Source organism: Brevundimonas sp., from assembly GCF_030682035.1.
In the GTDB taxonomy this organism is placed as follows: domain Bacteria; phylum Pseudomonadota; class Alphaproteobacteria; order Caulobacterales; family Caulobacteraceae; genus Brevundimonas.
In genome coordinates this window covers 128,628-142,035 of the sequence record NZ_JAUXQZ010000002.1, presented here as the reverse complement: position 1 = coordinate 142,035, position 13,408 = coordinate 128,628, and the positions used below count along the sequence as shown (strand labels likewise).

The window sequence follows — 13,408 nt, the reverse complement described above, 5'->3', positions numbered from 1 at the left end:
ATAACCCCGAACGCCCGCGTGGTCACCACGCCCGGCAACCAATCCTTTCAGAATTTGCCGTAAGCGAGAATTCGGAGGGGCGCTGATGACTGTCACGGCCTACGCCATGGTGTCGCAGGTGCGATACCGGGAGCTCAAGACACGGATCGCACTGGCGGCCTTTATCGGCTGCACGGCCTTGCTCGTCGTGCACTCGGTCTGGCCCCTGATCTGGTTCGCAGCCGTTCTGGTCACCCAGGCCCTGGACTGGGCGGTCTTCAGGCGGTTCCGACGCGAGCCCGATTGGGAGCCGGACCGGCCATATCTGGTGCTGTGCTGCGCCACCACCGTGCTCAGCGTCACCGTCTATGCGGCGATCAGCGCCTTCATGTGGTTCAAGGGCGGCGAAGTCGGGCAGGTGTTCGCCATGGTCCAGTGCGCCGGCGGCCTGTTGCACGTCAGCCTGCATATGCACCATGCGCGGCCGCTCCTGATCTCGGCGGTGACACCCCATGCGACCTATTTCTTTGGCCTGCCGTTGTTCAGCGCCGTCGCGACGCAGAATTGGCACGCGCTGCTGATTGCCATCGCCTGTCTGCTGTATATGAGCCACCTGGTTGTCGCGGTGCGGCAGAGTAATTCGACGACCGGCGCCCTGCAGACCGCCCGCGACGCCGAGCAAAGCGCGCGCCGCAAGGCCGAGGTGGCCAGCGCGGCAAAGTCGGACTTCCTCGCCGTGGTGAGCCACGAGATTCGCACGCCGATGAATGCGGTGATCTCGGCCGCCAATCTTTTGCGCCGCACCCGTCTGGATGGACAGCAACGGGAGCATGTGTCGATGCTGATCGACGCTGGCGATGTCCTCATGGGCCTGCTCAACGACGTGCTCGACTTTTCCAAGATCGAGGCCGGCAAGATGGAGCTGGAAAGCGCCGACATGATCGTGCGCGACCGGCTGTCGACTGTCGTTCGTCTGTGGGAGCCGCGCGCTTTGGCCAACGGCGTCCGGCTGAAGGTGCGGATCGCGCCGGATGTGCCATCTGCGGTGCGAACCGACCCGCTGCGGGTGCAGCAGATCCTGTTCAACCTTCTGTCCAATGCGGTAAAATTCACCCACGACGGCGAGATCCTGATCGCGGCCAGCTGGGCGAGCGGTCGGTTGAACATGGCGGTCACCGACACCGGCTGCGGCATTCCCGCGGATCGGCTGGGACAGATTTTCAACAGTTTCGAACAGGCGGACGTCGGCACCACCCGGCGCTATGGCGGCACCGGCCTGGGCCTGTCGATCAGCCGCAAGCTCGCTGAGTTGATGGGCGGCTCGCTGACCGCCGAGAGCACCGACGGGGAAGGTTCGGTTTTTACGCTCAGCCTGCCGATGACGGCGATCGAAGGCGAGGCGGTCCAGCCGGTCCGTCCGGTGGAAACAAGCGGGTCCCTGGCGGGCCGCTCCATCCTCGCCGCCGACGATCACGAGGTGAACCGCCGCATCCTGCAACTGCTGCTGGAGCCGCACGGCTGCCGCCTGACCCTGGTCGCGAACGGCGCCGAGGCGCTGGAGGCGGCGTCCGGTCAGCGGTTCGACGCCATCCTGATGGACATGCAGATGCCGGTGATGGACGGGCTCGAGGCCACGCGCCGGATCCGCGCAGGTGATGTGAACGGAGCCACGCCCGTTGTCGCCCTGACCGCCAATGCGCTCGATGTGCACCGCGCCGCCTGGGACGCGGTCGGGGTTCACGCCTTCCTGACCAAGCCGATCGACCCCGTTTTGCTGGCTTCGACCCTGGCCCAGGCCTGCGCCGCCAAACGGAAAACGGCAGAAGTGGCGGTCGCCTGACCCTCAGCGCCAGCGGGCCGAGGCCTCGGCCAGCGACATCGCCGCCGGTTCCGCCGCGGGCTCGGCGGGCGTTCCGTCGAATCGCGGCGCCGGCGCGGCCTGGACAACGCCCGGATCGACGAAGGTCCTTCGCGCCAGATTGTGCGGATGCCGGGACGCCTCGGCCATTGTCAGGACGGGTGTGACGCAGGCGTCCGTGCCTTCAAAGTGGGCCGCCCATTCATCCCGGTCGCGGGCGGCGAATATCGCCTCCAGACGCGTATGCAGCGAGGGCCAGCCCGGCAGGTCGAACTGCGGTGCTGTTTCCGGCGCCAGCCCCAGCCCGGCGATCAGGGCGGCGTAGAATTGCGGCTCCAGAGCGCCCACGGCGACGAACCGCCCATCCTTGCAGCCGTAGCAGCGATAGAAGGGCGCCCCTCCGTCCAGCAGATTGGCCCCGCGCGCCTCGCTCCACAGACCGCGTGCGCCCAAGGCCTGAAACAGGCTCATCAGCAGGGCCGACCCGTCAGTCATGGCGGCGTCCACCACCCGGCCCTTCCCCGTGGCCTTCGCTTCCAGCAGGGCGGCAAGGACGCCCGTGACCAGCATCATCGCGCCGCCGCCATAGTCGCCGACGAGGTTCAGCGGCGCCCGCGGCGGACGGTCAGGCTCTCCCAAGGCGTGGAGTGCACCACTGAGGGCGATGTAGTTGATGTCGTGGCCGACCTGCTGCGCCATCGGGCCGGTCTGACCCCAGCCGGTGACCCGGCCATACACCAGCCTTGCATTGCGCGCGGCGCAGACGTGCGGCCCGAGGCCCAGCCGCTCCATGACGCCGGGCCGAAAGCCTTCGATCAGGGCGTCCGCCGCGCTGATCAGCTCCAGCACTTCCACAAGGTCGCCGGAGTCCTTGAGATTGACCCCGACCGCGGCGCGTCCGCGATGCAGCACCGCGCCGCCGACCTCGCTGAACACCGGCGTCCCTGCATCGGCGCTGCGGCTCAGGCGCAGGACATCCGCGCCCAGGTCGGCCAACACCATTCCCGCGAACGTGACGGGTCCCAGACCATCGAACTCGAGGATGCGCAGGCCCGACAGGGGTTTCATGCCTCCTGCCTACCGTCAGGCTCGCCGCGCGTCGAGCCAGCCCTTGACCCGGACGACGGTTTGCAACAGAAGGCGCGTCGCCGGGCCGCGAACGCGACCGGCGTGGTATGCGCCCTTAGCTCAGTTGGTTAGAGCATCTGACTTTTAATCAGAGGGTCCTCGGTTCGAGCCCGAGAGGGCGTACCATCCCTTCGTCAATCGCGGCGGCGCTTCCGAACCGCGTCACTCCGTGATTGAAGGAGGAATGCGCGCCACCGGTCTGATCCTCGCTCTCTGTATTCCCCTGTCGGCATGTGGCGCCGTAGCGGGCGGGGTGCAGCAGTTCGGCGCCGGGCTTGGCGCGGCCGCCACGGCGCCTTTGGACGACTTCAACCTGCGCCGCCAGTACATCCCCACAGTCCTGTTGCAGGCCGAAGCCAATCCCTACGACCTGCGCAACCTGAACCAGTGCGCCACCATCGGGGCCGAGATCGCCCGGTTGAACGAGGCTTTGGGTCCCGATACCGACGAGCCGCCGGCTCAGGACGGCTCCTTCCTGAGCGAGCGGGCGGCGGACGCGGCCTCGGCGGCGGCGCTGGATGCGATCCGGGACGCCACGACCGACTTCATCCCCGGCCGCAGCTGGATTCGCCAGTTGTCGGGGGCGGAACAGCACAGTCGCCATGTTCAGTCGGCCATCCAATCCGGCCGCATGCGCCGGGCTTTCCTGAAAGGGACGGGGATGCAGCGCAACTGCGCCCCGCCGGCCGCCCCTGGCTGGTTCCGGCCGCGGGGCCGCAGCCAGCGTTAGCTCTTGTTGTTCGACGTATGCCGGGCGTGGAAGTCGCGGCGGAAGGCCTCGAAGCGGCCGTGCACGATGGCGTCGCGCATCGCCGCCGTCAGGGTCTGGAAGAAGGCGATGTTGTGCCAGCTCAGCAGCACCTTGCCGAGGATTTCATCGGCCCGCACGAGGTGATGCAAATAAGCTTTTGAGTAGTCCCGCGAGGCCGGGCAGGGGACGTCGGGCTCCAGCGGGTCCTGATCCTCGGCGAAACGGGCGTTCTTGAGATTGATCGGACCCGCCCAGGTCCAGGCCTGGCCGTGGCGGCCCGCGCGGGTCGGCAGGACGCAGTCGAACATATCGACGCCGCGCGCCACCGCCTCGACAAGATCGACCGGCTTGCCGACGCCCATCAGATAGCGGGGGCGGTCGGCGGGCAGCATGTCGGGAGCGTAGTCCAGCACCTCGCACATGGCCTGATGCCCCTCGCCGACGGCCAGGCCGCCGATGGCGTAGCCGTCGAAGCCGATCTCCCGCAACCGGTCGGACGATTCGCGGCGCAGGTTCTCGAAGGTTGAACCCTGCTGGATGCCGAACAGGGCCTGGGTCTCACGCATGCCGAACGCGGCCTTCGAACGGGCGCCCCAGCGAGCCGACAGCTCCATGGCGGCGCGGGCGGCGGGCTCCTCTGCCGGCCAGCTGACGCATTGGTCCAGCTGCATGGAGATGTCGGCGCCGATCCGGTCAGCCTGGATCTCGATCGAGCGTTCGGGGCTGAGGACGTGTTTCGAGCCGTCGATATGGCTGGCGAAGGTGACGGCGTCCTCCTTCACTTTCGAAATGCCCGCCAGCGACATGACCTGGAATCCGCCGCTGTCCGTCAGGATGGGTTTGGTCCAGCCCATGAATTTGTGCAGCCCGCCCAGCCGCTCCATCCGCTCGGGACCGGGGCGGAGCATCAGGTGGTAGGTGTTGCCCAGGATGATGTCGGCGCCGGTGGCCTTGACCTGATCGACCGTCATGGCCTTGACCGTGGCGGCCGTTCCCACCGGCATGAAGGCGGGGGTGTGGATGTCGCCGCGCGCGGTCTTGAGCACCCCGGTGCGGGCGCGGCCTTCGGTGGCGGTAATGTCGAAGGGGAAGGGCACTACACGATCTCCTTCCCCCCTCGCGGGGGAAGGTGGCCGGCGCAGCCGGTCGGATAGGGGGGCTGGCTTAGCCTATGAGAAAATGAAGTCGCGAAAACGGGGCCGGACCGGTGTGTCACCCCCCATCCGTCACGCTCCGCGCGCCACCTTCCCCCGCAAGGGGGGAAGGAAGACGTCGGCGGGCTCATGTCAGGCTCCGGAACAGCAATGACCCATCCCCATAGGAATAGAACCGATACCCCTCTGCCACCGCATGGGCATAGGCCGCCTTCATGACCTCCAGCCCGGCGAACGCGCTGACCAGCATGAACAGGGTCGATTTCGGCAGGTGGAAATTGGTCATCAGCACATCAGCGGCGCGGAAGCGGTAGCCGGGGGTGATGAAGATGGCTGTGTCGCCGTGGAAGGGGCGAATCTCGCCCTCGGGCATCGTGGCGCTCTCCAGCAGCCGCAGCGAAGTGGTGCCGACGCAGACGATCCGTCCCCCGGCGGCGCGTGCGGCGTTCAGGGCGGCGGCGGTATCGGTGGAGACCTCGCCCCACTCGCAGTGCATCTTGTGATCGGCTGTGTCGTCGGCCTTGACCGGCAGGAAGGTGCCGGCCCCGACGTGCAGGGTCACGGCATGGGTCGAGACGCCCCTGGCCCGGATCGCCCCCATCAGGGCCGGGGTGAAATGCAGTCCCGCCGTCGGGGCGGCGACCGATCCGTCCCAATGGGCGAACATGGTCTGGTAGTCCGAGCGGTCGCGGTCGTCTTCGGCCCGTTTGGCGGCGATATAGGGGGGCAGGGGCATGACCCCGACGTCGCGGATCGCCTCGTCCAGCATCGGCCCGGCGAGATCGAAGCGCAGCGTCACCAGCCCATCCACACCCTTGTCGACCACGGTGGCGTCGAGCTGGCCAAGCGAGCACATAGAGCCCCTCCCCCTCGAGGGGGGAGGGGTTGGGGTGGGGGTGAAGGCAGGCTGTGGATGGTGAGGCGATGGGCTCAGCCCGTCGCCGGACGGCGCCCTCCGCGCCAGTTTCTGCGACTCACGGCCTCCACCCCATCCCCCGGCCCGTCGTCGGTTCGCCTCCGGCGAACCTTCCTCCACCCCCTCGAGGGGAAGGGGAGCAGTGAAGCGAATACGATCCCCGGCCTTGATCCGCTTGCCCGGCTTCATGAAGGCCGACCAGACGTCGGGCGCGTCGCGGTGATGCAGGGTGGCCTCGACCGCCACGGTCAGGCTCTCGTCATCCGGCCCGACCCGCTCACGCACACCCGACAGTCGCGCGGGGATCACCCGCGTGTCGTTGAACACCAGGGCGTCGCCGGGCCGCAGGAAGTCCGGCAGGTCACGGATGATCCGGTCCTCAAGTTCGCCGTCCCGCACCACCATGAGGCGCGCGGAATCCCTCGGCTCGGCGGGGCGCAGCGCGATGTGGTCGTCCGGCAGGTCGAAGTCGAAATCGGCGGTTCGCATGAGGCGGCGTTAAGCGCATGAGGCGTTCCGGCGGTCAAGCCGCCGGAACCGGCTCCATCCGGCCCCGTTTATCGGACGCTGTCGTGGCGCTTGCTGTTGCCGATTTTGACCTGGTGGCATTAGTAATCTCTCCTCGCCGATATGAGATCGTTGAATGTCCGCCTCGATTGATGTCATCGACGAACGCCGCGAGGCGCTGCGCCTCGCGGCGGTCAAGCGCTATGACATCCTCGATACGCCACCGGATGGGTCGTTCGATCGCATCGCCGCCATTGCGGCCCGCAGGTTCAGGACGCCGATCGCCATCATCAGCATCGTCGATCACGACCGCATCTGGTTCAAGTCGCACCACGGCCTTGACGTCACCGAGATCGAACGCCTGCCCGGTCTCTGTTCGTCCGCAATCATGTCCAACGCGTCCTATGCGTTGACCGATGCCTCGCTGGATCCCCGCTCGCTTGCCAATCCGCTCGTCGCGGGGGATTTCGGATTGCGCTTCTACGCCGCCGCACCACTGACCACCCATGAGGGCTTTAATCTGGGGACCCTGTGCGTCCTCGACTTCCAGCCTCGAGATCTCGATGAGGCGGCCATGGCCGACCTGACCGACCTCGCCTCGGTCGTCATGGATCAGTTGGAGCTCAGGCGGGCGTCGCGGCAGGCGGTTTCGCACGCCGATCTGATGTCACGCGAGATCGACCATCGCGTGGCCAACAGCCTGCAGTTCGTCTCCTCTCTGCTGGCCATGCAAAGCCGTGCGCCCGGCCTGATGGACGCCTCGGCGCAGTTGCAGATCGCCGCCAACCGCGTCGCGGCGGTGGCTCAGGTTCATCGGAATTTCTACGCTGAACCGGGTCAGGATATTGAGGCCTTCGCCTTCCTGCGGCGGCTCTGCGCCGATCTGTCGGATGCCCTGGACCGCCCGATCCGTGTCGAGGGGGCGGAGGCCCCGTTGCCCTCGGCGGCGGTGCAGTCGCTCGGTCTGATCGCCAACGAGCTGATCACAAACGCGGCCAAATACGGCAAGGGTGAGATCGACGTCGAGTACCGCCTCGTCAATGGGGTGTACGACCTCTGCGTAGCGAACGACGGGCCACCCCTGCCGGAAGGGTTCGATCCGCGCACCAGCTCAGGCCTCGGGATGAAGGTCGTCGTCAGCCTCACGGCGCAACTGGGCGGCACGCTTGCCTGTAAGCAGAAGGACAGTGGCAACGGGGCCCGGTTCAAGCTGACCTTCCCACGACCCTGACGCCGCTTGCGGCGATACGAAGCGGGACGTTGACCCCACGCCCCTGACCCTGCAAACCGCGCCTCATGCTGCAGAACCTCGAAACCCTCGCGCGCGAGGCCAAATCCTGGCCGTTCGAACAGGCCCGCAATCTTCTGGCCCATGTGCTGAAGAAGCGGCTGTCGGACGCCGAGCGCAACGCGGCGAAGCTGCTGATCGACGCCGGCAAGGCGGACGAGGCGCTGGCCACCTTCGCGGCCTTGCAACGGCCCGTCATCTTCGAGACCGGCTACGGTCCGTCCGGCCTGCCGCATATGGGCACCTTCGGCGAGGTGGCGCGCACGACCATGGTGCGCAACGCCTTCCGCGCCCTGACCGGCGATCACTGGCCGACGCGGCTGATTGCGTTCAGCGACGACATGGACGGGCTCCGCAAGGTCCCCGAGGGCATTCCCCACCCCGAGATGCTGGCCGAGGACCTGCACAAGCCGCTGACCGTGGTGCGCGACCCCTTCGGGACGCACGACAGCTTCGGGGCGCACAACAACGCCCGCCTGCGCGCCTTCCTCGACGGCTTCGGCTTCGACTACGAATTTCTGTCCTCGACGGAACAGTACAAGTCGGGCCGGTTCGACGCGACGCTGCTGACCCTGCTGGCGCGGTTCGACGCAGTGCAGGCGATCATGCTGCCGACGCTGGGCGAGGAGCGGCGCGCCACCTATTCACCCTTCCTGCCGGTCAGCCCCGCCACCGGCCATGTGCTGCAGGTCCCGACCCTGGAGCGCGACATCGAGGCGGGGACCATCACGTTCGACGACCCGACGGCGGGGACGACGATGGTTCCGGTCACCGGCGGCCATGTAAAGCTGCAGTGGAAGCCCGACTGGGCCATGCGCTGGACGGCGCTGGACGTCGACTACGAGATGGCGGGCAAGGATCTGATCGAGAGCGTGCGCGAGAGTGGCAAGATCTGTCGCGCCCTGGGCGGTGTGCCGCCCGAGGGATTCAATTTCGAGCTCTTCCTCGACGTCGAGGGCCGCAAAATCTCCAAATCGAAGGGCAATGGCCTGACCATGGACGAATGGCTGCGCTACGGCACGCCGGAGTCCTTGAGCTGGTACATGTTCCAGTCGCCGAAATCGGCCAAGAGCCTGCATTTCAACGTCATCCCGCGGGCCATCGACGACTGGCTGGCGGCCATCGAGGCCTACAAGACGCAGGAGCCGGCCAAGCGGATCGACAACGCCGTCTGGTCGATCCACGCCGGGTCGCCGCCGACGCACACTTCGCCGGTGTCGTTCGCCCTGCTGCTGAACCTCGTCGCCGTGGCCAACGCGTCGGACAAGAACCAGCTGTGGGCCTATTTCGCGAAGTATCTGCCCGAGGCGACGCCGGAGACCGAGCCGATGCTCGACCGGCTGATGGGCCATGCGCTGAACTACTACGAGGACTTCGTGAAGCCGACAAAGTCGTACCGGGCGCCCCATGACAGGGAGAAGGCGGCGCTGCTGGACCTCGCGGCGCGGTTAAAGGCCCTGCCGGCCGATACGACCGACGGCGAACGGATCCAGACCGAGGTCTATGCGGTGGGCAAGGCGCATGCCTTTGAACCCCTGCGTGGATGGTTCGGGGCGCTGTACGAAGTTCTGCTGGGCGCGTCCCAAGGCCCACGCTTCGGCTCGTTCGCGGCCATCTATGGCCTGCCGCAGACGATCCAGTTGATCGAGGCGGGGGCGTACGGACGGCTGGCCGAAGCGTGACAATAAGGCTTCGGCCTGTGCGCTAACGTACATGAACCCAATATAACGGCGGCGCTCCGGGAGCCTTCATCCGTGGTCGCGCATTCTCCCTGCCATCGACCAACCTCGATGAATGGAGAGAGCCATGTCGAAGATTTTGAAATCCACCCTGATCACCGCCGCCGCCCTGGCGGCGCTGGTCACAGCGGTCCCGACCGCCTCGATGGCCCAGCAGGCCAACGGCGTCACCAACTGCGACGCTCCCGGCGGCCGCCAACGCGCGGGCGCCATGATCGGCGGCGTGCTCGGCGCCCTGGCCGGCAGCCAGGTGTCGGACAATGAACGCACCCTCGGCGCCGTGGTCGGCGCGGGCGCCGGCGCTGCCGCCGGTTCCTACATCGGCTGCAACCAGCAACGCGCCCGCGCCACCAGCGCCACTTCGGGCGGGGCCTATCGCGCCACGTCCAACCTGCGCATCCGCTCGGGCCCCGGCACCAACTATCGCCAGGCCGGTACCTTGCGCGCCGGCCAGTCGTTCAGCGCCGTTGGTTCGCAGGGCGAATGGGTTCAGATCGCCGGTGGCGGTTGGGTCAACGCCCGCTACGTCACCACCAACTAAGGCGCGTCCAGCCGCGCAATGAAGAGGCCGCTTCCGAAAGGGGGCGGTCTTTTCCTTTTTGGACGCCGCGCGAAGCGCTTGGCCGTGTCGGGTCGAAAAGGCGGAGCCTTTTGACCGCGGCCCAAATCACTGGCTCACCCAGAGGATCCTGCCCATCCACACGATCTCCTTGCGACCCAGGGTGCGCGGCTCATAGGCGGGATTGACCGAAGCGAGCGTGACGACTTTTGCCGTCAGCGCCGCCACCTCCTTGGCCAGGGTTTCTCCGCCCGTGGTGCGCACGACCACCCGGTCGCCCTTGCGCGCCTCCGTCGCGTCGCGGTCAACGATCACCCGGTCGCCCTCGCGATACAGGGGAGCCATCGAGTCCCCGACGATGCGCAGGCTCAGCAGGCTGTCCTTTGGGCGGGGCAGGTCGGTCTGCTCCCAGCCGTCGCCGACCGGCAGGCCCGCATCATCGAAAAAGCCGTCCTGCCCCGCCTGGGCCATGCCCAGCATGGGTACGGTCGACGGCCGTTCGATGGCGTCGTGGGCCAAGGCCGCGAAGTCGCCCAGCGACAGCCCTGTCGCCGTGAGGATCCGCGTCAGGCTTTCGGTGGAGGGCCAGCGCGGGCGCGCGGGCTCGCCCGGTCCGAACCGTTTGGACGGATTGAAACTGGTGGCGTCCAGTCCGGCCCGCCTGGCCAGGGCCGAGACACTGAGCCCCTCATGACGGGCCAGGCCGTCGATCGCCTTCCAGAGTTGGGCGTGAGAGAGGGGCATGTGTTCACCGCAGACCGGACGGTCGATTCGACGGCAATATAGGAATAAATGCCTTCCGGATCAACGCCGGTTGACTATTCCAGCCCGATGACGCGGCGCTCATGCCACGCCCGGAAGGCGCCGATGGCCAAGGCCAGCAGGATGCCGTAGCTGGCCAGGTTCATCACCGCATAGAAGGCCATGAGCGGCGGGCGGATATCGACCAGGGTCAGCAGGTGGCTCATGACGATCAGCGCCTGCAGCCCCGACGCCCAGACAGGCCAGGCCCGACGGGATTTCCAGCTCAATCCCGCATAGACGGCCATCAGGACGAAATCGACGCCCATCAGCCCCCATTGGACGCCGGTGCCGGCCCCGTCGTCCTGGATCAGCAGGCTGGCGAACCAGGCCAACACATAGGCGCCGCCCCCGATCCGCTCCGGCTCGTCGCCTTTCAGAAAGGCGAAGGCGACGACCAAGACTGTGATCGCGGCCCCGATCTGGGTCTGCAGGGTGTCAAGCAATCGCTTCGTCTTTCGCTGACGGTTTCCGATCAGGCCGTCCAGCCTACTTCAGTCCGGCCGCGCGGCGCTCCTGCCACGCCCAGAAGGTGCCGATGGCCATGGCGATCAACACCCCATAGCTGGACATGTTGATGACGGCGGCGACCGCGTCGCGGGGCGGTCGGAGGTTCGCCACGATCAGAACGTGGGAGGTGACGGTCAAGACCTGAGCGGCGGCGGCCCAGATGAGCCAGTTCCGCTGGCTCTTCCAGGCGATTCCGACGAACACGACCAACAGTACGATCTCGATCCCCATAAACCCCCAGCGCGGGACGCTCGGGCTGGAGCCATCCCCGAGCATCACTGTGGCAAGGGTGCACATCGTGTAGGCCGCAGCCGCCAGTCGCTCAGGCTCGTCGCCCTTCACGAAGGCGAATGTGATGACGAGGATCGCGACTGCCAGAAGGAGCTGGGCGTATATCGTCTCAAACATAGAATCGCCCCCAAGCGGCAAGCATGGGGGCGATAGTGCCTTAAGTCAGCACCAGCGGGAATGACCGCTGGCGGATACTACGTCGAATTAAACCGCGCGGAGACGATGCTCGCCGATCGCGCTGGGCCGCGGGCCCTTTTCCTCGATACCGGCGTAGACGCCATAGCCCAGACGACGGTGATCCTTGGCCATCTCGGCGTGGCAGGCCACCATAGCCTGACGCGCGGCGCTCAGGCTGGCGATCGCTTCCATGGCCTTCTGCTGGGCCTCGGCGCCGACGACCGGCGAAAGATTGAGAGCGGCGCGACCGCCGATCATCGATTGCACCAGGGTGGTGGCGCGCGCGATGGCGGCGTCAACAGCGTGTTCGGTCGAATTCAGGTCGCCGGCGACGCTGGCGATAACTTCCGTCTTGATCATGTAAGCCTCCCACTGGAACTGATGAACAACTCGTTAACATATCGAGGTCTTGCTTGGTAGGGATTTGTTGACCACGTCCGGCGCGACCCCGGGGCCATCACCGCCACCCCCGCCGATCGGCGGACCGTCCCCGGGCTTGTCCAATGGACCGACCGCCAGAGCCTCCAGGCCCAGGTTGCGGGCGAGGGCGGTCAGGGTGTTGTGGGTCTGGACGATATGGGCCCGCGCGTCAGAGAGGGCGCTGATGGTGGCGGCGGCGCCCGCAAAGGCGCGTTGGCCAGTCACGGCGGATAGCCAAGCCTCGGCGCGTGCTGTGGGCAGGGCCGCCGCCAGGGTCGCGGTTTCGATCAGGGCCTGATCAATTGCTGATTCTGCGGCGTAAAGGCGTGCGGCGAGAGCTTCGCCGACAGACAGTCTGGACATGCTTGATCCTCTCGTGACCTCGCGTCACGAGAGGAAAACCAGCACAGGTTGCAATCAAATGCAACTAGGAGTCATCATCCGCCATCAGGAAATGCGCGGTCAGGGCGGCGATGGGCTGGGTCTCGTCTTCCTGCCAGGCTTCGGCCAGAACGTGGGCGACCCGCCGTCCCGCCTTGCTGATCCGGGCGCGGGCATGGACATCCACGGGCCGGCCCGAGCGCAGATAGGCCACCGTGACATTGATCGGCCTCGGCAGTCGCAACCGGGGGTACAGGGCGGCGACCTGGGCGACGGCGGTCAGTTCGAGCAGGGCGGCGGTCGATCCCCCATGCAGGGCGGGCAGGACCGGATTGCCGATCAGCTTCTGGTAGAACGGCATGGTGACGGTCAGCGCCTGTCCTTCGCTCGCGGTCGTCAGGCCGAGGAACCGGGCGTAGGGCAGGCGGTCCAGCAGGTCGCTCATCGCCCGTCCTCCGGGCCGGCCTTGAGATTGGAGCCGAGGCCACGACTGGCGCTCGAGGCCAGCATATAGGCGCTCTGGGCCGCGGCGACGGGATCGTCGGGACTGTCCTCGAAGGCCCAGGCGCGAACGAAGGCCACCGACCGGGTCAGGTGGTAACAGCGCGCCTCCGCGACCAGGTCGCGCCGTGCCCGGGCCGCCCGCATATAGTCGACCCGCAGATCCAGGGTGGCGATCGATTCGAATCGCCCAAGAGCGATCCAGACCGCGAGCCCTCCGACATGGTCCAGCAGGGTGGTGACCAGGCCGCCCGACAGCACGCCGGTGTCTGGATCGCCCACGAGGTCTTCGCGCCACGGCGCGCGGATGCGGACCCGGTCGCCGTCCAGGCTATCGTAGACGAAGCCCAGCGCGTGGGTATGGGCGGCGCCGGCGGCCAGTTGAGGGAGGATGTCGAGGATCGGAGAACGCATGGGTCCGCTTCTCGGTCCGTGCGGAAATGAGCGC

General features: G+C 67.0%; 14 protein-coding genes, 1 tRNA gene and 2 pseudogenes. 6 read left to right on the top strand and 11 right to left on the bottom strand.

Annotation, left to right across the window (positions count from 1 at the left end; all coding sequences use genetic code 11):
- Positions 1 to 85: 85 nt before the first annotated feature.
- Positions 86 to 1,819: an ATP-binding protein gene (locus tag Q8K49_RS00845; protein WP_305303532.1), complete on the top strand. Its 1,734-nt coding sequence runs from the start codon at positions 86 to 88 to the stop codon at positions 1,817 to 1,819.
- Between the two features lie 3 nt (positions 1,820 to 1,822).
- On the opposite strand, the gene Q8K49_RS00840 is transcribed toward Q8K49_RS00845, so the two are convergent.
- Complete coding sequence (locus Q8K49_RS00840; RefSeq protein ID WP_305303531.1) at positions 1,823 to 2,905, bottom strand: CaiB/BaiF CoA-transferase family protein; 1,083 nt, start codon at positions 2,903 to 2,905, stop codon at positions 1,823 to 1,825.
- 109 nt (positions 2,906 to 3,014) lie between these two features.
- On the opposite strand from Q8K49_RS00840, the gene Q8K49_RS00835 reads away from it, so the two are divergent.
- A tRNA-Lys gene (locus Q8K49_RS00835) sits at positions 3,015 to 3,091 on the top strand.
- Positions 3,092 to 3,149: 58 nt separating this feature from the next.
- On the top strand, positions 3,150 to 3,695 hold the full coding sequence (locus tag Q8K49_RS00830) for a hypothetical protein (protein WP_305303530.1): 546 nt from the start codon (positions 3,150 to 3,152) through the stop codon (positions 3,693 to 3,695).
- Here Q8K49_RS00830 and tgt read toward each other — a convergent pair.
- The 3 genes and pseudogenes from tgt to Q8K49_RS14790 all read right to left on the bottom strand — a co-directional run.
- A complete protein-coding gene (gene tgt / locus Q8K49_RS00825; RefSeq protein ID WP_370867710.1) occupies positions 3,692 to 4,813 on the bottom strand; it encodes a tRNA guanosine(34) transglycosylase Tgt in 1,122 nt (373 codons plus the stop codon). The two genes, Q8K49_RS00830 and tgt, sit on opposite strands and share 4 nt — an antisense overlap.
- A 184-nt stretch (positions 4,814 to 4,997) precedes the next feature.
- Positions 4,998 to 5,711: pseudogene (gene queA, locus Q8K49_RS14795) on the bottom strand (tRNA preQ1(34) S-adenosylmethionine ribosyltransferase-isomerase QueA); the annotation flags it as partial.
- 132 nt (positions 5,712 to 5,843) lie between these two features.
- Positions 5,844 to 6,275 (bottom strand): annotated as a pseudogene (locus Q8K49_RS14790) (S-adenosylmethionine:tRNA ribosyltransferase-isomerase); the annotation flags it as partial.
- Positions 6,276 to 6,429: 154 nt separating this feature from the next.
- Between Q8K49_RS14790 and Q8K49_RS00815 the strand changes: the two are divergent.
- The 3 genes from Q8K49_RS00815 (at position 6,430) to Q8K49_RS00805 (ending at position 9,861) form a co-directional block, all read left to right on the top strand.
- Complete coding sequence (locus tag Q8K49_RS00815; RefSeq protein ID WP_305303528.1) at positions 6,430 to 7,524, top strand: sensor histidine kinase; 1,095 nt, start codon at positions 6,430 to 6,432, stop codon at positions 7,522 to 7,524.
- Between the two features lie 65 nt (positions 7,525 to 7,589).
- The gene (locus Q8K49_RS00810; RefSeq protein ID WP_305303527.1) at positions 7,590 to 9,263 is read left to right on the top strand and encodes a lysine--tRNA ligase; all 1,674 of its coding nucleotides are present in this window, start codon (positions 7,590 to 7,592) and stop codon (positions 9,261 to 9,263) included.
- A gap of 124 nt (positions 9,264 to 9,387) precedes the next feature.
- Entirely contained in the window at positions 9,388 to 9,861 is a 474-nt protein-coding gene (locus tag Q8K49_RS00805) for an SH3 domain-containing protein (protein ID WP_305303526.1), read from the top strand.
- A 126-nt stretch (positions 9,862 to 9,987) separates the two neighbouring features.
- Here the strand turns inward: Q8K49_RS00805 and Q8K49_RS00800 are convergent, their stop codons facing one another.
- The 7 genes from Q8K49_RS00800 to Q8K49_RS00770 all read right to left on the bottom strand — a co-directional run bounded on the left by Q8K49_RS00800 (position 9,988) and on the right by Q8K49_RS00770 (position 13,374).
- Positions 9,988 to 10,623 (bottom strand): helix-turn-helix transcriptional regulator, encoded by a 636-nt coding sequence (locus Q8K49_RS00800; protein ID WP_305303525.1) that lies wholly within the window; start codon positions 10,621 to 10,623, stop codon positions 9,988 to 9,990.
- A 74-nt stretch (positions 10,624 to 10,697) separates the two neighbouring features.
- Positions 10,698 to 11,126 carry a hypothetical protein gene (locus Q8K49_RS00795; protein ID WP_305303524.1) on the bottom strand — a complete coding sequence of 143 codons (429 nt, stop codon included), beginning with the start codon at positions 11,124 to 11,126 and terminating at the stop codon, positions 10,698 to 10,700.
- A gap of 43 nt (positions 11,127 to 11,169) precedes the next feature.
- Positions 11,170 to 11,598, bottom strand: a complete 429-nt coding sequence (locus Q8K49_RS00790) for a hypothetical protein (protein ID WP_305303523.1) — start codon at positions 11,596 to 11,598, stop codon at positions 11,170 to 11,172.
- An 87-nt stretch (positions 11,599 to 11,685) separates the two neighbouring features.
- Positions 11,686 to 12,018, bottom strand: a complete 333-nt coding sequence (locus tag Q8K49_RS00785; RefSeq protein WP_305303522.1) for a hypothetical protein — start codon at positions 12,016 to 12,018, stop codon at positions 11,686 to 11,688.
- Between the two features lie 33 nt (positions 12,019 to 12,051).
- Positions 12,052 to 12,441 carry a hypothetical protein gene (locus Q8K49_RS00780; protein WP_305303521.1) on the bottom strand — a complete coding sequence of 130 codons (390 nt, stop codon included), beginning with the start codon at positions 12,439 to 12,441 and terminating at the stop codon, positions 12,052 to 12,054.
- Between the two features lie 64 nt (positions 12,442 to 12,505).
- Positions 12,506 to 12,904: a PaaI family thioesterase gene (locus tag Q8K49_RS00775; protein WP_305303520.1), complete on the bottom strand. Its 399-nt coding sequence runs from the start codon at positions 12,902 to 12,904 to the stop codon at positions 12,506 to 12,508.
- On the bottom strand, positions 12,901 to 13,374 hold the full coding sequence (locus tag Q8K49_RS00770; protein WP_305303519.1) for a PaaI family thioesterase: 474 nt from the start codon (positions 13,372 to 13,374) through the stop codon (positions 12,901 to 12,903). The genes Q8K49_RS00775 and Q8K49_RS00770 overlap by 4 nt, the downstream gene beginning before the upstream one ends.
- Between the last annotated feature and the right edge of the window lie 34 nt (positions 13,375 to 13,408).